Origin of the sequence: Rhodococcus sp. NPDC076796 (assembly GCF_040702765.1) — a bacterium.
In the GTDB taxonomy this organism is placed as follows: Bacteria; Actinomycetota; Actinomycetes; order Mycobacteriales; family Mycobacteriaceae; genus Rhodococcoides.
In genome coordinates, this window is record NZ_JBFBMS010000004.1 from 176,371 (window position 1) to 191,979 (window position 15,609).

Sequence of the window (15,609 nt, forward strand, 5' to 3'; positions counted from 1 at the left end):
AGGTCTGTGATGGCCGGCGGACTCGTAGCCCTGCTCGACGACGTGGCAGCGCTGGCGCGTCTGGCCGCTGCATCCATCGACGATGTCGGTGCAGCAACCGGTAAGGCGACGGCGAAGGCGGCCGGTGTCGTGATCGACGACGCAGCGGTGACGCCGCAGTACGTCCGCGGTCTCGCGGCCGAACGTGAACTGCCCATCATCAAGCGCATCGCCGTGGGTTCGTTGCGCAACAAGCTGTTGATCATTCTGCCGATCGCGTTGCTGCTCAGTCAGTTCGTGCCGTGGCTGTTGACGCCCATTCTGATGCTCGGCGGCTGCTATCTCAGCTACGAGGCCGCGCACAAGATCTGGGGCGCACTCTTCGGTCACGGCGACCATCACGCCGCCGCCGAGGACGAGCCACGCGACGAGGACACCGTTGTCTCCGGAGCAGTGCGCACCGATCTGATTCTGTCCGCCGAGATCATGGTCATCGCACTGGACACCATTGCTGCAGAGGGCTTCTGGAGTCGACTGATCATCCTGGCGGTCGTCGCCGTGGTCATCACGATCGTCGTGTACGGAGTCGTCGCGCTGATCGTGAAGATGGACGATATCGGTCTGAAGCTGGCCGACGGCTCCACCGGGTTCGTCGAGAAGTTCGGCCGAGGCCTGGTCAAGGCCATGCCGAAGGTCATGTCGGTGCTCTCAGTCGTCGGTACCGCAGCGATGCTGTGGGTCGGTGGACACATCCTGCTCGTCGGAATCGACGAGCTCGGATTCCATCCGATCTACGAACTCGTGCACCACGGCGAAGACGCAGTGCGAGGAGTCGCCGGTGTCGGCGGAGTGCTGGCGTGGATCGTCAACACCCTCGCATCTGCGGTCATCGGCGCGATCGTGGGCGGCATCATCGTCGCTGCGCAGCTGGGCATCTCGAAGGTGCTCGCCACGCGCGCTGCCGCGAAGTAGTGGCTCGGGCAATCACATTTGCCGTTGTCGATCCGTCATCGGTACCAGCGATAGATATTCTGCGTCGCTACAACGCCGATATTGTCGGGCGTTTCTACGGTCGAGAGGCGTCCGACGAGGAAGTGCTCCGAGTCATGGTGGACGAACCGAGCGACGACCTTGCCGGAGATTCGGGCAGATTCGTAGTGGCGCATGCTGAGCAGTCCGTCGTCGGCTGCGGTGGAGCACGTTTCATCTCAGACGACATTGCTGAACTGACGCGTGTCTTCGTGGATCCGATCGGCCGGAGGGGTGGCGTCGGCGCATCGTTGATCGGGTATATCGAGAATATTGTTCGAGAGTCCGGCCGCAGCAGAATCCGACTCGATACCCGAGCTGATCTGGTCGAGGCCCGGCGGTTGTACTCGCGGCTCGGCTATGTCGACGTCCCTGCATTCAACAGCGAACCCTACGCCGAGGTGTGGCTCGAAAAGCAGCTCTTCTGAACGGCTTTCGTCACCGATGGGTCAGCTCGAGCACCTTTCGTTCCGACTCGGAGACGTCGGCGAGCGAGGCCGTCAAGTCGGCCCAGGCCCGTTGCACACGAAGCTCGTCGCGGCGTAGACGACGTTGTGCGGCAGCGAGTCTGCGTCGCTCGGCCCTGAGCATGCATTCGTCGCGATGGTGACGGGTCAGGAAAAGGTACGTGTGCGGATCGAACGGATACATGCCAACTCCTATGGTGTAGTGGGGAATCCGTGCATCAGCACCATTGCGTGTTCGCGCTCCCCCGAGGTCGCGTTCTCGCCGTGTCGACGCCATTTGTCGATGACCGCACGCATTTCCGTGCCCATGGTCTTCATTTCTTCCGCTGTGAGCCGCAGAACGTCATCGCTGCTGAACGCCGCCGCCACCCACTCCGGCCCCCAGGATTCGGATGTCCGATCGAAGTCGCGTAGCCGAGACCACTGGTGCGCCAACCAGGAGTCCTTGGACGCCTTGGCAACCGACAGTGATTCGGGTGAGTCCGAGAAGTCGTTCTCGGACCAGCTGAACCCTCCCTCGTTGGCCTCCGACCACCAGCGCTGACGCTTGTCCGATCCGTTCTCGACCTCTTTGACGAACCCGTGTTCGGCGAGTTTGCGCAGGTGATAGCTCACCGAGGCGGGCGACTCGTCCACCAGATCGCCGAGCTGGGTCGCCGTCATCGACTTGTTGGCCCGCAATGCGTAGAGAAGCCGCAGCCGAATGGGATGCGTCAGCGCCTTGAGCTCGGACATGTCCGTCAGCTTCCGTGGCGTCCTGCCGGGAGGTGGTGGGCTCATGCGTCAACCATAACCCGAAAGAAATATTTCGCAATAGTTCTTTCGGAACTAGCTGCTGTGCACGGTCACGGCGTATCCGTCGGGGTCTTGCAGGACAAAGGTCTTTCCGAAGGGTCCGTCGAAGGGTGCTGTCAGGATGGGTACGTCGGCGGCGGCCAGTGCTTCGTGCAACGCCTCGGCGTCTACGCACGTGAGCCATAGCGCGACCCCCAGGCCGGGCTGCCCGCTGTCGAGATCGGTTCCGGGAGCTGGGTTTCGGACGGCGAACGGTATCGGCGAGGTTGTGAACACCACTGCTCCGGGTGGTGCCTGGGGTGCGCGGACGAGGCCCAGTCGCGATTCGTAGAAGTCGGCGCTCGCCTCGAGATCGCGTACCTGCAGGGCGAGAAAGCTGGGGCCGGAGACGGTGGTGTCGTTCATGTCGATCGGATACGCCCTCAAGCGGGCGACCTCCGCGTTGCGCTCGGCGATGGACGAGCGACTGCGACAGCTGGACATGACGGTGCCGCAGTATTCGAGCCTCGAACTACTCGCTCATCGACCGGGGTTGTCCAATGCCGAGCTCGCGCGGGGAGTGTTCGTCACCCGACAGGCGACGCATCAGCTGTTGGCCGGACTCACGCGCGAGGGCTTGGTGGAGATCGTCGGGGCCGGACGCGAGCAACGTCTCCACGTCACCCAGCAGGGGCTCCAACGTCTCCAGCGTGCATCGACCGCAGTTGCCGAGGTGGAGCAAACGATGATCGAATCACTCTCGGACAGGGACCGGCAGTCGATGCTTCGAGGACTGAGTGCCTGTGCGGACGCGTTGGAGCATGCCGAGAAGTGAAGACAGTCCCTCAGGCGAACTCCGCGTGCATTTCCCAGATCATGATCTCGCTCGCAGTCGATGCTGTCACTCGGTGTCCGCCGGTATCGGTCAGTCGCACCGCGTCACCCTGGGCGAGATCGCCGATGTCCTCGAACGCCGCTGAACCGTCGGCGACGAAGACGTGACCGAACGGCGCGTCGGGAACGGTGATCGACTGTCCGGGCCGGAGTCGCGCAACGTGCAGTGCCGCAAAGCGATTGCCGATGCGTATGCCGGCCCTCCCCGGCATTCCCGATGCGACGCAGACGAGCTCGCCGGACGCCAGCTCGTCCCGCACGTCGAGCTCGTCGTACGACGGCACCCGCCCGTCGGCATCGGGCGGGATCCACATCTGCACGACGCGTAGCTTGTCGCGGCTGGTCAGGCTCGATGCGTTGCGTTCGGTGTGGCGGATACCGGTGCCTGCGCTCATGCGTTGAATCAGCCCGGGGCGGATCAGCCCGCTGTGGCCCTCGGAGTCCGTGTGTTCGAGCGTGCCTTCGAGTACCCAGGTGAGGATCTCCATGTTCCGGTGCTCGTGCGAGTCGAATCCTTCACCCGGAAAGACGGTGTCCTCGTTGTGCACCATCAGCAGCCCGTGCGCGTTCGCCGCCAGATCGTAGTTGCCGGTGGCGGGGAAAGACTGCTTGGAATCGAGCCATTCGTTCCACCAGTGATGCCGTCGATCCCCGGGAATGTGGGTGAGTGTCACGACGCGTGGTTCCGCATTGCCGAGAACGTTCGGGTCAGTGCGCCCAGGTCATTGGGGTCCAACAGGTCGAACATGTTCCTCCGCACCGCCTCGACGTGCCCTGGACTGGCCTCGGCGAGGGTGCTGAGCCCGGCCTCGGTGATCTCGGCAGACATTCCTCGTTTGTCGTCGTCGCACTTGACGCGTCGGACCCAACCGCAGTCGACGAGCCGGCTGATGGCCCTGGTGACACCGCTGCGAGTGGTGGTGACAGCGTCGGCGAGTTCGCTCATGCGGCGTCGGCGATCAGGAGCTTCGGAGAGCACCACCAGCAGCTCGAAGTCGGTGAACGAGATCCCGGAGTCGCGCGTGAGCTGATTGTCGAGATCGCGAAGCAGCAGCCGCGTCGCGTCGAGGTATGCGCGCCAGGCCAGCTGTTCGTCCTGGCTGAGCCACCGTGGGGATTCCATGAACCCATAGTAGTTGACAACGCAACTACTGAGTGTACTGTTCTCGGTAGTTGACGAAGCAACTACTTGACCGAAGGGTAGAGCGATGACCGAGGCAGATCAGCACACCATCGAGCGCGACCGCATCCGCGCCCAGCACCTGAAGCCTGCCGGTGAACGGCCGGCGTCGTCGGCTCGCGGCCTCCATCACACCGCGTTGGTCAGCAGCGACGTCGAGGCAACAGTGCGCTTCTATCAGGATCTGCTCGAGTTCCCGCTCACCGAGCTCATCGAGAACCGCGACTACCCGGGCTCTTCGCACTTCTTCTTCGACATCGGCAACAGCAACCTGCTCGCATTCTTCGACTTTCCCGGACTCGACGTCGGACCGTACGCGGAGGTGCTCGGCGGCCTCCATCACGTGGCTATCAGCGTCGAGCCCACCAAGTGGGAACACCTGCGTACCAAACTGATCGACGCCGGAATCGAACTGATCGAGCACAGCGAGGTCTCGCTGTACTTCCGCGACCCCGACGGTGCCCGCCTCGAACTGATCGCCGATCCACTCGGCGAGATGTACGGCTCGCACGTCCTCTGAGATCCCACACACTTCACGATTCGAGGCACACGATATGACCTCTGCAGCAACGCAACTCGACGTCCGACGGGCCGACGACCGATTCAAGACCAAGATCGGCTGGCTCGACTCCAAGCACTCCTTCTCCTTCGGCAACCACGTCGATCGTGGCAACACCCACCACGGCGTGTTGATGGTCAACAACGACGACATCGTCACTCCCGGGCAAGGATTCGACACCCACCCGCACCGCGACATGGAGATCGTGACCTGGGTGCTACAGGGTTCGCTGGTGCACCAGGATTCGATGGGCCACTCCGGCGTCATCTACCCCGGTCTCGCGCAGCGCATGAGCGCAGGCACGGGAATCCTGCACTCGGAGAAGAACGACTCGTGGCGACTCGGTGAGACCGCCGGCTCGTACTCGGGCAAGCACGGCGATCCCGTTCGATTCGTCCAGATGTGGGTGGTGCCCGACGAGCAGGGCATCACGCCCGGCTACGAGCAACTCGAAATAGATGGCGAATTGCTCAGTGGTGGATTGGTTCCCGTGGCGTCAGGCATGGCTCATCACGCCGACCACGCGGCGATCCGCATCAAGAACAAGTACGCCGCAATGCACGCTGCACGTCTGCAACCCGGACAAGCCCCAGTCGATATTCCCGACGCCCCGTTCGTGCACATCTTCGTCGCTCAGGGTGAAGCGATGCTCGAAGGTGTCGGCGTACTCGCCGAGGGCGATGCCGTGCGGATCTCCGGCGGCGGCGGTCAGAAGCTGAGCACCGCCACCGGAGCCGAAGTGATCGTGTGGGAGATGCACGCCGCGATCGCCGGGTGAGGTCGTCTACCGCTTCAGGCCGAACATCTTCGCGATCGTCTTCTCCATGAAGGTCGCCGGAAGCAACCGCCGCGCCAGAAACACGACCGGCGCGTTGCTTCCTCTGGCGTACAACGGTTTCGGCTTGTCCGCCTCGATGGCCTTCAACACCACCTCGGCGACTTCCTCGGCGGAGATGCCGCTTCCTTCCTTGCGATCCAGGGACGAGATCGCGGTGTGGAAGTCGTCTCGGTGGACCGAATCCGGTGCGATGTACTTGGTTCGTCGCTCACTGATCCCGGTGTTGATCGACCCCGGCTCGACGGTGGTCATCCACACGCCGTAGGGCGAGAGTTCAAGGCGCGCCGCATCGGAGAAGCCTTTGATGGCGGCCTTCGTCGAGGCGTAGGACGAGCGATAGGCAAGTGGGAAGCTGGCCAACATCGATCCGACCATCACGATGCGGCCGTATCCGCGCTCCCGCATACCGGGAATGACGCCCTGCGACAGCGTCACTGCGCCGAAGACGTTCAACTGGAAGAGTCGCTCGATGGCATCGGTCGGCAGCTCCTCGAACGGCCCGGACTGACTCTCGCCGGCGTTGTTGACCAGGACGTCGACCTCACCGAGATCGGCAACGAAGGTGCGGATCGAGTCGGCATCGGTGAGGTCGAGAGCGCGATACTCGACGCCGGTGGCCCGCTGCGCGTCGGACATCGACGTGGGATTGCGGGAGGTGCCGATCACTCGATAGCCCCGGGCGACGAGCGCCTGCGCGACCGCGCGTCCGATACCCGACGAAGCTCCGGTGATCACTGCGGTGCGATTCATGCCCAGATGGTACCGGGACGGACGATTCGGACCGGATGACGAACCGGCCCATACCGGTTAGTCTGTTACGCGTGCAAACGAATTCTGCTGCCCTGCTGATCGAGCACCTGTGTATGGCCTTCGGCCCCAAGGTTGCCGTCGACGACCTCTCTCTGATGGTGCCACCCGGATCGATGTTCGGGCTCGTCGGCCCCAACGGCGCAGGTAAGACGACGTGCCTGTCCATGGCGGTCGGTCTGCTCAGGCCGCAGTACGGCCGAAGTCTGGTGTTCGGACGCGACGTCTGGGCCGATCCCATCGCAGCGAAAGAACTGCTGGGCGTGCTCCCCGACGGGCTCGCTCTGCCATCGCAGTTCACCGGCCACGAGCTTCTGACGTACTTCGGACGGCTGCGCGCGATGCCCGAGGACGTGATCGCACAGCGTCGAGACGAGCTGTTGGACGCGCTGGATCTGGCGGACGCCGGGGGAACCGTCATCGCCGACTACTCCGCGGGCATGACCAAGAAGATCGGACTGGCCTCGGCGCTGCTGCACGGACCGCGACTGCTCGTGCTGGACGAGCCCTTCGAGGCGGTCGACCCCATCTCCTCCACCACGATTCGCAACATTCTGGTCCAGTTCGTCCGCTCCGGCGGGTCGGTGATCCTGTCGAGTCATGTGATGGCGCTCGTCGAGCAACTCTGCACTCACGTCGGCGTCATCACCGGCGGCCGCGTCGTGGCGGCGGGAACGGTGGACGAGGTCCGCGCCGGCGGAAGCCTGGACGACGCCTTCGTTCGTCTGGTCGGTACTCGCGAGCAGAACCCCGACGGCCTGTCCTGGATGCGCTCGTGACGTCCCTCGGTCGCACCGCCCTGCAGATGCGAATCACGCTCTACCGCAGGCAGTTCAAGGGCGGCCAAGCAGTGGTGAAAACCGTCTTCGGGGTGCTGGGGCTGGTCTTCGCCGTCGTGGCATGTGTGTTGTCCGCACGCAGTGAAGCCTCGCAGGTGTTGGTCGGCGGCACCGCGAGTCTCGGGTTGACGCTGATCGGCCTGAGCTGGGTGCTGTTCCCGGTGCTCTCGGGGATCTCCGACGACAACATTCAGCCCCGCCACTTCCAGATGCTGTCGGTGGAACCCGCACGCCTGGCGAGGGCGTTGTTGACCACGTCGGCATACGGCATGGTGGTGCCGTTGACGGCCATCGCGACCGCGGCGATCCCGATCTATGCCGTATCGCGTTCTCTCGCAACTCTTCCGCTTGCCCTGGTGGCCTGGCCTGCGACCGTCGTGCTCTTCGTGACGTTGTCCAGGGTGGTCACCGTGGCGATGTCTCAGCTACTGAAGAGCCGGCGCAGTCGAGAGTTTGCTCTGCTGGCGTTCGGTGCGGTGTTCGGCAGTCTGTACTTCCTGCAGTTCCCCCTCACTCAGAATTTTTCTCGAGTGCTGTCGGGTGAAGTGACATGGCCTTTGACGCTGGCACATTCGATTCCCTTCAGCTGGGGAATCACCGGAGTGGATGCTGCGCTCGACGGCAACTGGCTGCTGGCGATCGCCGCAGTGGCGGGACTGCTGGTACTCGATGTCGTCTTGGTGTGGTCGTGGCAGCGACTTGTGCTGCGGCTCTTCGAGGGACGGGTGTCCGCCTCGTACGGCGCGTCACGCAAGCAGATGGCAGCGAACGGACACAACGGCGATCGCGGTTGGCGCGCCACCCGTGTCGGGGCGGTGGTGATGCGTGAGCTGGCCCTGTGGCGTGGCGATATGCGTCGTCGGAGCCAGCTGTTGTCGGTCCTCATCTTCGCGGTGCTCGGAGGTGTCGGTCCGTTGGTGACCGACTCGATTCCGTTCAGCGCAGCGTGGGGTGCGTGGATCGTGATCTTCATGGCGATGGGCGCGGGATCGAACCTGTACGGCCTCGACGGCGGTTCGATGTGGCACCTGGTGATGATTCCGCAAGCTCTGCGCGACGACGTCCGTGGTCGGCAGATCGCCTGGCTGATCATGGCCGCACCCTTTGCGATCGTGCCCACGGCGGTCGTCCGCGTCTTCGGCGACCTCGGACTCGACCGGTTGGCAGTCCCCATCTCGGTGACGTTGTCGATGCTCGGCGTCAGCGCTGGACTCATCGTCATGGTCTCGGTCCGTGCCGCCTATCCGGTTCCCGAACCCACCAAGGCCTTTTCGTTGAACACCCGAGGGTCGTTCAACGGAGGGTCGTTCGCCTTGGTCTTGCTGTCGATGGTCGTACTCGGCCTGTCGGTAGTGCCCGCTCTGCTGCTGGCACTACTCCTCCCTGGTGCCTTCGCGTATCTGTCCGTTCCCGTGGCCGCGGCGATCGGGTGGCTGGGAATGTGGTGGGGTGCGCGGATGGCCGTCGACACGCTGGTCCGTGACTCCGACAAGATCCTGCACGAGGTGATCTCACGGTAGGGCGCGGATTGCCTTACACGGGTTGCCTGCAGCGAAGGTGTGCGACGGCACATCCCGGGTGACGACGCTGCCGGCACCGATCACCGAGTTGTCGCCGATCGTGACTCCCGGGCAGACGATGACCCCGCCGCCCAGCCAGACGTTGTTCCCTATGGTGATGGGAGAAGCACTCTCCCAGCGTGTTCGGCGCGCCTCGTGATCCTCCATGGGGTGCAGCGCCGTCAGCAGTTGTGCCCGAGGCCCGATCGATACATCGTCACCGATGGTGATGGGTGCGCAGTCCAGCAGGATTGCGTCGTAATTGAGGAAACTGTTCGATCCGATGGAAATGTATGTGCCGTAATCGCATTGGAACCTCGGCATGATCCACGAATCCTCTCCGATGGATCCGAGCAACTCGCCGAGAATCTCGCGTCGTTCTTCGGTCCGGTCTGCCTCGGTTGCGTTGAATCGGTCGAGCAGCTTCCCGCACGCCACCCGAGACGCCACCAGATCGGGATCGTTGTCTCGGTACAGCTCTCCGCGCAGCATTCGATCCCGGTTCTCGCCCATGGACGAGACACTACCGATCGGTCGACTTCTCGAACAGGGCCACGCTGAACCACGAACTGCCGTCGGCGAACTCGCGGCGGCCGACGTAGCGAAACCCCTGATTCAGGTAGTAGCTGCGCAACGCACCGTTGGTCTCGGCGCAGTCCAGACGCAGCAGCGAGCGTCCTTCCCGGCGGGTCTGCTCCGACGCCCACTCGAGCAGTGCCGCGCCGAGCCCGGTGCCCGCCTCGCTTCTGTCGATCACCAATCCGTGGACGTAGCATGCCAGTTCGTCCTGCTCGGGCCAGATGATCGGATCGGATCCGATCAAGCGCAGTGCTGCGACTACCGGGCCGGTGGGATGGTGCCGGGCGACGTGGAACTCCCCTGCCTCGATCTGCGCAGCGACAGTCGCGAGGGGTACCTCGCGTGGCACCCACTGATCGATTCCTCGATCCGAGAGCCAGTCCTCGGCTGCGTGCCGGAGGCCGAGTATCGTTGCTGCGTCGGCGGCAGTTGCGGGTTCTACGGTGAGCACGGTGCCATGGTACGGAAAGAGTAGCTGTCATGGTCAACGTGCTTGTGGTCGAGAGTGATTCGGACAGAAGGTCCTTGCCGGCGATCGATGGAGTCGACTTCCGAAGCTGCTCGATGGATGAACTCGCCGGTGCGGTGTCGTGGGCCGAGGTGCTGCTGTTTCGGACCTTCGAGACCGCCGATCTACGAGCCGTCTGGCCCGATGCCGAGAACCTTCGCTGGATCCATGCGTCGAGCGCAGGCGTCGATCGACTGCTGGATCCGGTTCTGCGCGAAAGCCCGTGGATGCTGACCAATTCCGGTGGCATCCTCGACCGGGCGATCGCCGAGTACGTTGCAGCCGGCATTCTGGCCTCGGTCAAGAAGCTGCCCCGAGCGCTTGCTCGACAGCGCGAGCGAGTCTGGGAACACAGTGGTACCACCGGTATTCACGGTCGCGCCGCTCTCGTTGTCGGTCCCGGTTCGATCGGACGCGAGATCGGCCGGGTGCTCGGCGCACTCGGTATGCGCGTCGAGGCCGCGGCAACGTCCGAGCGGGCAGGCGATTCGGAGTTCTCGCGAATCCGAAACGTCGGACAATTGCCGGCGTATGCAGGCGAATACGACGTGATCGTGCTGGCGACACCGTTGACCGACGCCACACGTGGACTTGTCGACGCGGAGGTTCTCTCGGCCATGCGTTCCGATGCAGGCCTGGTCAATATCGCCCGCGGACCCGTCGTCGACGAACAGGCCCTGTGCGACGCCCTCGCTGCCGGAGCCATCGGGTGGGCAGTGCTCGACGTGTTCGAGGTCGAACCACTGCCGGACACGAGCCCGCTGTGGGGCATGGACAACGTCATCCTGACCGCGCATCTGGCGGGCGACGCCGACGACTTCGCCGAGCGTCTGTGGGCGATGTTCGAGGACAACCTCCAGCGGTACGTCCGTGGTTCGGCACTGGTGAACCTGGTGGACAAGCGGGCGGGATACGTACGGCGCTGAAACGGACCGTCAAAGTATGCGTAACACTCCGTAGCGTGTACTAGGGTGCACGAGTGCGTGAAATCAATCGTTCGGCCGTGGCGTCGACCAGTCGCGACGCGGCGTTCGCCTATATGGACGACTTCAGGAACGTCCCGCAGTGGATGTTCGGCATCACCCGTTTCGAGCCGACGAGCGAGGTCACTTCGGGGCTCGGTGCCAGGTACGACGCGACGATGCAGATCGGTCCGAAGGCCCTCACCTCCGTTGTGCACGTCACCGAATGGGTCCACAACGAGAGGCTGACGCTCGAATCAGTCGAGGGCCTGTCCAACTCGTCCACGTGGTCGTTCTCCGATACCGCAGACGGCGGTACCCGTCTGGATGTGGTGTTCCGCTACAGCCTGCCCGGCGGAATCGCGGGCAAGGTGCTCGGCGCTGTAGTGGAACCCGTTGTGGGTCAGGCGATCAAGCACACGGAGTCGACGCTGCGGGCCCGCCTGGAAGCGGCCGACTAGTACACGTACTTGTCGAGGGCATCCAAGACCTGGTCGACGGCGAGCCACGCGAACAGGAATGCGCAGACACCAAGCGTGAGGTTGGTGAACCAGCCGTTTCGCCACTGCTTCGGCACGCGATCGCTGTTGAGCAGAATCAGCAGCGTCACCGCCAGGAACGGCATGAACACCGCCCCGAGGACGCCGTATGTCAGGACGAGCCCGATCGGTTGGTCCAGCCACAGCAACGCCATGGGCGGGAATGTCAGCCACGCAACGTACCAACGGAAGTACTTGCCGCCGACGCGCGTTTCCGGGTGACCCTGTTCGAGCCCCTTCAGATTGCCGACGAAGTCCGCGAACATCAGGCTCACGCCGTTCCACACCCCGATCAGCGACGAGAACGACGCCGACCAGAATCCGATGAGGAACACGTAGCCGAACACCGTGCCGTAGCGTTCGGCCAGCACGTCGGAGAGTTGAATCAAGCCCTGATCGCCGGTGGAGATCGCGATCTGCGACGAGTACAGCAGTTCGGCACCGACGATGAGCATCGCGAGGACGAAGATGCCCGAGATGACGTAGGCCATCGAATTGTCGATACGCATGACGCGCATGAATTTCGGTGTGATCCAGCCTTTTTCGCGTAGCCAGTAGCCGTAGGCGGCGAGCGTGATGGTGCCACCGACGCCACCGGCGAGGCCGAGGACGTACACGATCGAGCCGTCGGGAATGGTGGGGACGATGCCCTTGACGATCGCGGGAACGTTCGGAACCGCCACGACTGCAGCGCCGATCACGGTCACGAACATGATGCCGACGAAGACGGTGATGATCTTCTCGAAGAACCCGTAGCTACCCAGCCAGATCAACGCGAACCCGAGGAGCCCGGATGCGATGGCGACGACCTTGAGTTCCAACGCGGGGAACAACGCGACGATCGGCAGCGCGCTCGACGACATCGCCGCAGCGCCGTAGACGAATCCCCAGATCACGATGTAGGGCGCGAAATACACCGTCGTCCACTTACCCAGCGAACGCCAGCCCTGAAAGATCGTGTTGCCCGACGCCAACGTGTAGCGGCCGGCACCTTCCACCAGAACGACTTTCATGACGACACCGACGATGATGACCCAGAGCAGTGCGTAGCCGTAGCGTGAGCCTGCCACCAACGTCGCGACGAGGTCCGCGGCTCCGATACCGGTTGCGGCGACCACCAATCCGGGGCCGACCACCTTCCACTTCGGAGGTGCAGTGGTCTCGGTCATCGATTCTCCTCGCGTGCCGGGGGCTGCTCAGTGACCTGTCTCACTCTTTATGAAACGCACGGTTCCTGGCAAGTCGACGCTCGGTACCGTTGATGCGGTGACCGACGGACAGCAGTCATCGCGTGCATTGAGCTTCGGCAAGGTTGCCGAGAACTACGACCGGGCCCGTCCCGGCTACCCGGCCGAGCTGTACGCGGACATCGCTGCAGGCGACGGGCTGCGAGTGCTCGAGGCGGGGGCAGGTACCGGCAAAGCCACTGTTGCGTTGGCTGAACTCGGCGCGTCCGTTGTTGCGGTGGAACCGGATTCGGCTATGGCAGAGCTGGTTCGGCGGCGCACCGAGAACCTCGACGTCGAAGTGCAGGTGTCGCGGTTCGAGGATTGTGCAGCCCCGGCGGCGGCGTTCGATCTGGTCGTTGCCGCCCAATCCTGGCATTGGGTGAACCACGAGCAAGGAGCTGCAGTGGCGGCCCGCGCGTTGGTCCCCGGCGGTGCCCTTCGGTTGTGGTGGAACATGCCAGGCGACCTCGAAGGCCCGGCATGGGAAGCGGTCAGGGCGGCCTACGACGCAACCGAGCCCGAAGCGGCACACCTGTTGGTGCGTTCTCTCGGTGCGCAACCGGAGTCGAACGTGCCCCGCGCTGCCGGCTTCGGTTCGTGGACGACCTCGACGTACGAGTGGGTCCAGCGCTACTCCGCAGACGAATTCTGCGCCTTGGCCGCCACGTACTCGAGCCATCTCGCCCTGGACGACGGGCGCCGCGGCGAGGTCCTGGGCGCAGTGCACGCGGCCATCGCCCGCCACAGCTACGTGGATTACCGCTACGTCACGCAGATGGTGACGGCGCGGCTCGACTAGGAGATCGTCGTGGTGCAGACGACGAATTGCCTGGCTTCGTAAGCGAATCCGCCCTGGGGGCATTCGTTGGGATCGGCGGTACCGGTCTTGATCTCGGTGACCTGTTCGACGTCGGTCGCACTGGGGTCGCCGCAGTCCACTCGTGCGGGCTCGTCCATACCCACGGAGGGCACGCTCATGCAGCCGTCGACAACCCAGTCGACGTCGAGGCACAATGCGCCCTGCTCGACACCGTCGAGCGTTTCGTAGTAGGTCTGATTCACGTCGGTGGGGCACTGCTCGTTCTGCTCGGCCTTGGCAATGACCTTGTAGTTCGATTCCATGCTGCCGCATTCGGCGTTCTCGATGGTGGCGGCCGTCATCGTCCCGCCGAGCCGAACGCATTGACCGATCTCGACATCGATGTCGGTGGAACCACCGGCGTCGATTCCCTCTTGGCCCGAGACGTCGTCGGTGGTGCTGGGAGCGGCGGAGATCGATGATGCGGTGGTGGTGTCTGCGGCGACGGCGTTGCCGGCTTCGGACGACGAACAGCCTGCAGCGAACAGCAGCGTGAGAGCTGCGCTTGCGGCGAGCAGGCCTCTGGACAAAGCAAGCTTCGTGGCATGACCTTCGGAAATCATCCAGGCGAGGGAGCACACCCTCGTCGGCGGCCCCGCGGGCCACCGAAGAAAGATTCTTTACCATTCAAGGGGCTTTGAAAAGTGCACAGCCGGAAGTCACGAACGGAACACGATGCGAGCAACCCATTTGGTGTTGTGGACGCCAGGAAGTGCAGGCACGATCACGCGCGCTGGGAATCCGTGATCGAGCGAGAGGTCGACACCGTTGACTTTCAAGGCCAGCAACGAATTCGGATGCGCCGCTTGATTTCCCTGCAGCACCGCACGGGTGAAGGCTCCGTTCTGCTCCAGCGAGCTCACCTCGGCCGATCGCGGTGCGGGCACGCCTGCCAGCGCGGCGAGTTCGGCCAACGGGACACCGGTCCACGTCTGCGTGGTGGACCATCCTTCGACGCACGCGATCGGAAGTTCGGCAGTGCGCTGCGGCATCGACAGCAGCCTGCCTCGGGACAACACGATCGGAACGGCGTCCTCGGCTGCGCTGCTGATCGTCAGTTGCCAGTCGGCCCCGGTCTGCGCCTCGGTGATCCCCGCAGCTTCGGCCGTTCGGTTGATCTGGAAGTCGTTGGGGCCGTCACCGTACGAGCGTCCGCGGGGCAGCAGGATCGCGGCCTTGCGCAGCACTCCGCCGAGCGTCTGTCCGACCGTCAACACGGCAACGAAACCCATTCCGGCAGCGACCAATCCGATGGCACCGCGTCGACTCATGGTCGCCGGAGGGTTGTCGTCGTTCTGCTTGTCGTCGTTCTGCTTGTCCGGAGCTTCGTTCCTGGCGCGCAACACGTCCATCAACGACTCCGACCTCAGGGTTCGCCACATCAGCGGGACCTTGAGCCCGAGGTGTACGAGGAATCCGGAGATGAACACCCAGGCACCGAAGTAGTGGGCGGCGTAGAAGTCGAAACCGAACACGTAGTCGTACTGGATGTTGAGAACACCGGTGACGATCTCGAACAGCAAGCCACCGACCAGTGCCAACAGCGACAATCGTTCGAGCGCATGCGCAGGCGATCGGACCGGTGGTAGTTCGACGAGCTTGGGCATCACCGACCAGAGTTTGGCGATGACGAGCGGCACGATGATCAGGCCGAGCCCGACGTGCAGGCCCTGTGTGAGCTGGAACAGCCAGGCGGGGTTGGTGGGCCAGTCGAAGTACGGCAACCGCAACCACCCCACGGCACCGGGCCGGGCCTGGCCGAACTGCGGTCCATAGGCGCTGTACGAGAGCAACCCCGTCACCGTGATGATCGGCAGCGCAACGAGCAGAACCGCGCCGAACAGCGACGTCAACCACGTGCTGCGCAGTGGACTGCGAAAGCGCATGAGTGAGTTGCGTGCGTCGGCCATGTAGGGCATTCGCTGCCCAGGCAGTGCCGGATGTCTCGTGGCCTGCTCGCGTGCCGGTGGGTCGTCGCTCACGTGCGCCTACCGCCCTCCGCTCGCTC

Annotated in this window: 21 protein-coding genes; 10 read left to right on the plus strand and 11 right to left on the minus strand. The window is 63.8% G+C overall.

Features of this window, described 5'->3' with window-relative positions; all coding sequences use genetic code 11:
• Positions 1–9: 9 nt before the first annotated feature.
• Positions 10–951: a DUF808 domain-containing protein gene (locus AB0366_RS14800; RefSeq protein ID WP_366244577.1), complete on the plus strand. Its 942-nt coding sequence runs from the start codon at positions 10–12 to the stop codon at positions 949–951.
• Between the two features lie 134 nt (positions 952–1,085).
• On the plus strand, positions 1,086–1,436 hold the full coding sequence (locus AB0366_RS14805) for a GNAT family N-acetyltransferase (protein WP_366244578.1): 351 nt from the start codon (positions 1,086–1,088) through the stop codon (positions 1,434–1,436).
• 10 nt (positions 1,437–1,446) lie between these two features.
• On the opposite strand, the gene AB0366_RS14810 is transcribed toward AB0366_RS14805, so the two are convergent.
• Genes AB0366_RS14810 through AB0366_RS14820 form a run of 3 tightly spaced genes read right to left on the minus strand, consistent with a single transcriptional unit; the run spans position 1,447 to position 2,675 of the window.
• Positions 1,447–1,659, minus strand: coding sequence for a hypothetical protein (locus AB0366_RS14810; protein ID WP_366244579.1), 213 nt, complete (start codon positions 1,657–1,659; stop codon positions 1,447–1,449).
• 8 nt (positions 1,660–1,667) lie between these two features.
• Entirely contained in the window at positions 1,668–2,255 is a 588-nt protein-coding gene (locus AB0366_RS14815; RefSeq protein WP_366244580.1) for a helix-turn-helix domain-containing protein, read from the minus strand.
• 48 nt (positions 2,256–2,303) lie between these two features.
• Entirely contained in the window at positions 2,304–2,675 is a 372-nt protein-coding gene (locus AB0366_RS14820; RefSeq protein ID WP_366244581.1) for a VOC family protein, read from the minus strand.
• Here AB0366_RS14820 and AB0366_RS14825 point away from each other — a divergent pair.
• On the plus strand, positions 2,674–3,084 hold the full coding sequence (locus AB0366_RS14825) for a MarR family transcriptional regulator (RefSeq protein WP_366244583.1): 411 nt from the start codon (positions 2,674–2,676) through the stop codon (positions 3,082–3,084). The genes AB0366_RS14820 and AB0366_RS14825 overlap by 2 nt on opposite strands.
• 10 nt (positions 3,085–3,094) lie before the next feature.
• Here AB0366_RS14825 and AB0366_RS14830 read toward each other — a convergent pair whose 3' ends face one another.
• Together AB0366_RS14830 and AB0366_RS14835 are read right to left on the minus strand one after the other, a co-directional pair.
• Positions 3,095–3,817 (minus strand): pirin family protein, encoded by a 723-nt coding sequence (locus AB0366_RS14830; RefSeq protein WP_366244584.1) that lies wholly within the window; start codon positions 3,815–3,817, stop codon positions 3,095–3,097.
• Complete coding sequence (locus tag AB0366_RS14835) at positions 3,814–4,266, minus strand: MarR family transcriptional regulator (RefSeq protein WP_366244585.1); 453 nt, start codon at positions 4,264–4,266, stop codon at positions 3,814–3,816. The genes AB0366_RS14830 and AB0366_RS14835 overlap by 4 nt, the downstream gene beginning before the upstream one ends.
• 85 nt (positions 4,267–4,351) lie before the next feature.
• Here AB0366_RS14835 and AB0366_RS14840 point away from each other — a divergent pair, with 85 nt between their 5' ends.
• Together AB0366_RS14840 and AB0366_RS14845 are read left to right on the plus strand one after the other, a co-directional pair.
• Positions 4,352–4,843, plus strand: coding sequence for a VOC family protein (locus AB0366_RS14840; protein ID WP_366244586.1), 492 nt, complete (start codon positions 4,352–4,354; stop codon positions 4,841–4,843).
• A gap of 34 nt (positions 4,844–4,877) precedes the next feature.
• On the plus strand, positions 4,878–5,660 hold the full coding sequence (locus tag AB0366_RS14845) for a pirin family protein (RefSeq protein WP_366244587.1): 783 nt from the start codon (positions 4,878–4,880) through the stop codon (positions 5,658–5,660).
• Positions 5,661–5,666: 6 nt separating this feature from the next.
• Here AB0366_RS14845 and AB0366_RS14850 read toward each other — a convergent pair whose 3' ends face one another.
• A complete protein-coding gene (locus AB0366_RS14850; protein WP_366244588.1) occupies positions 5,667–6,470 on the minus strand; it encodes an SDR family oxidoreductase in 804 nt (267 codons plus the stop codon).
• Positions 6,471–6,583: 113 nt separating this feature from the next.
• On the opposite strand from AB0366_RS14850, the gene AB0366_RS14855 reads away from it, so the two are divergent.
• On the plus strand, positions 6,584–7,306 hold the full coding sequence (locus AB0366_RS14855) for an ABC transporter ATP-binding protein (protein ID WP_237668936.1): 723 nt from the start codon (positions 6,584–6,586) through the stop codon (positions 7,304–7,306).
• Complete coding sequence (locus AB0366_RS14860; protein ID WP_366244589.1) at positions 7,303–8,886, plus strand: ABC transporter permease; 1,584 nt, start codon at positions 7,303–7,305, stop codon at positions 8,884–8,886. Before AB0366_RS14855 ends, AB0366_RS14860 begins: the two co-directional genes overlap by 4 nt.
• Here AB0366_RS14860 and AB0366_RS14865 read toward each other — a convergent pair.
• Positions 8,878–9,438, minus strand: coding sequence for a sugar O-acetyltransferase (locus AB0366_RS14865; RefSeq protein ID WP_366244590.1), 561 nt, complete (start codon positions 9,436–9,438; stop codon positions 8,878–8,880). The two genes, AB0366_RS14860 and AB0366_RS14865, sit on opposite strands and share 9 nt — an antisense overlap.
• A 10-nt stretch (positions 9,439–9,448) precedes the next feature.
• Positions 9,449–9,955, minus strand: coding sequence for a GNAT family N-acetyltransferase (locus AB0366_RS14870; protein ID WP_366244591.1), 507 nt, complete (start codon positions 9,953–9,955; stop codon positions 9,449–9,451).
• A gap of 113 nt (positions 9,956–10,068) precedes the next feature.
• On the opposite strand from AB0366_RS14870, the gene AB0366_RS14875 reads away from it, so the two are divergent.
• Both AB0366_RS14875 and AB0366_RS14880 read left to right on the plus strand, forming a co-directional pair.
• Positions 10,069–10,938 carry a D-2-hydroxyacid dehydrogenase gene (locus AB0366_RS14875; protein WP_366244593.1) on the plus strand — a complete coding sequence of 290 codons (870 nt, stop codon included), beginning with the start codon at positions 10,069–10,071 and terminating at the stop codon, positions 10,936–10,938.
• Positions 10,939–10,991: 53 nt separating this feature from the next.
• Positions 10,992–11,435, plus strand: coding sequence for an SRPBCC family protein (locus AB0366_RS14880; protein WP_121871534.1), 444 nt, complete (start codon positions 10,992–10,994; stop codon positions 11,433–11,435).
• Here AB0366_RS14880 and AB0366_RS14885 read toward each other — a convergent pair.
• Positions 11,432–12,682 (minus strand): Nramp family divalent metal transporter, encoded by a 1,251-nt coding sequence (locus AB0366_RS14885; RefSeq protein ID WP_314143661.1) that lies wholly within the window; start codon positions 12,680–12,682, stop codon positions 11,432–11,434. The genes AB0366_RS14880 and AB0366_RS14885 overlap by 4 nt on opposite strands.
• A 97-nt stretch (positions 12,683–12,779) precedes the next feature.
• Here AB0366_RS14885 and AB0366_RS14890 point away from each other — a divergent pair, with 97 nt between their 5' ends.
• Positions 12,780–13,541 carry a class I SAM-dependent methyltransferase gene (locus AB0366_RS14890; RefSeq protein WP_366244594.1) on the plus strand — a complete coding sequence of 254 codons (762 nt, stop codon included), beginning with the start codon at positions 12,780–12,782 and terminating at the stop codon, positions 13,539–13,541.
• Here AB0366_RS14890 and AB0366_RS14895 read toward each other — a convergent pair.
• The gene (locus tag AB0366_RS14895; RefSeq protein ID WP_366244595.1) at positions 13,538–14,164 is read right to left on the minus strand and encodes a hypothetical protein; all 627 of its coding nucleotides are present in this window, start codon (positions 14,162–14,164) and stop codon (positions 13,538–13,540) included. The two genes, AB0366_RS14890 and AB0366_RS14895, sit on opposite strands and share 4 nt — an antisense overlap.
• Positions 14,165–14,260: 96 nt before the next feature.
• Positions 14,261–15,520: a molybdopterin-dependent oxidoreductase gene (locus AB0366_RS14900; protein WP_366244941.1), complete on the minus strand. Its 1,260-nt coding sequence runs from the start codon at positions 15,518–15,520 to the stop codon at positions 14,261–14,263.
• Between the last annotated feature and the right edge of the window lie 89 nt (positions 15,521–15,609).

Bases quoted from the DNA above. Each gene is read 5' to 3' on its own strand.
- AB0366_RS14820 (WP_366244581.1), bottom strand. From the start codon at position 2,675: ATGAACGACACCACCGTCTCCGGCCCCAGCTTTCTCGCCCTGCAGGTA.
- AB0366_RS14900 (WP_366244941.1), bottom strand. From the start codon at position 15,520: ATGCCCTACATGGCCGACGCACGCAACTCACTCATGCGCTTTCGCAGT.
- AB0366_RS14800 (WP_366244577.1), top strand. From the start codon at position 10: ATGGCCGGCGGACTCGTAGCCCTGCTCGACGACGTGGCAGCGCTGGCG.
- AB0366_RS14895 (WP_366244595.1), bottom strand. From the start codon at position 14,164: ATGATTTCCGAAGGTCATGCCACGAAGCTTGCTTTGTCCAGAGGCCTG.
- AB0366_RS14885 (WP_314143661.1), bottom strand. From the start codon at position 12,682: ATGACCGAGACCACTGCACCTCCGAAGTGGAAGGTGGTCGGCCCCGGA.
- AB0366_RS14865 (WP_366244590.1), bottom strand. From the start codon at position 9,438: ATGGGCGAGAACCGGGATCGAATGCTGCGCGGAGAGCTGTACCGAGAC.
- AB0366_RS14835 (WP_366244585.1), bottom strand. From the start codon at position 4,266: ATGGAATCCCCACGGTGGCTCAGCCAGGACGAACAGCTGGCCTGGCGC.
- AB0366_RS14840 (WP_366244586.1), top strand. From the start codon at position 4,352: ATGACCGAGGCAGATCAGCACACCATCGAGCGCGACCGCATCCGCGCC.
- AB0366_RS14855 (WP_237668936.1), top strand. From the start codon at position 6,584: ATGGCCTTCGGCCCCAAGGTTGCCGTCGACGACCTCTCTCTGATGGTG.
- AB0366_RS14810 (WP_366244579.1), bottom strand. From the start codon at position 1,659: ATGTATCCGTTCGATCCGCACACGTACCTTTTCCTGACCCGTCACCAT.
- AB0366_RS14825 (WP_366244583.1), top strand. From the start codon at position 2,674: ATGTCGATCGGATACGCCCTCAAGCGGGCGACCTCCGCGTTGCGCTCG.
- AB0366_RS14875 (WP_366244593.1), top strand. From the start codon at position 10,069: ATGGATGAACTCGCCGGTGCGGTGTCGTGGGCCGAGGTGCTGCTGTTT.
- AB0366_RS14815 (WP_366244580.1), bottom strand. From the start codon at position 2,255: ATGAGCCCACCACCTCCCGGCAGGACGCCACGGAAGCTGACGGACATG.
- AB0366_RS14805 (WP_366244578.1), top strand. From the start codon at position 1,086: ATGGTGGACGAACCGAGCGACGACCTTGCCGGAGATTCGGGCAGATTC.
- AB0366_RS14850 (WP_366244588.1), bottom strand. From the start codon at position 6,470: ATGAATCGCACCGCAGTGATCACCGGAGCTTCGTCGGGTATCGGACGC.
- AB0366_RS14845 (WP_366244587.1), top strand. From the start codon at position 4,878: ATGACCTCTGCAGCAACGCAACTCGACGTCCGACGGGCCGACGACCGA.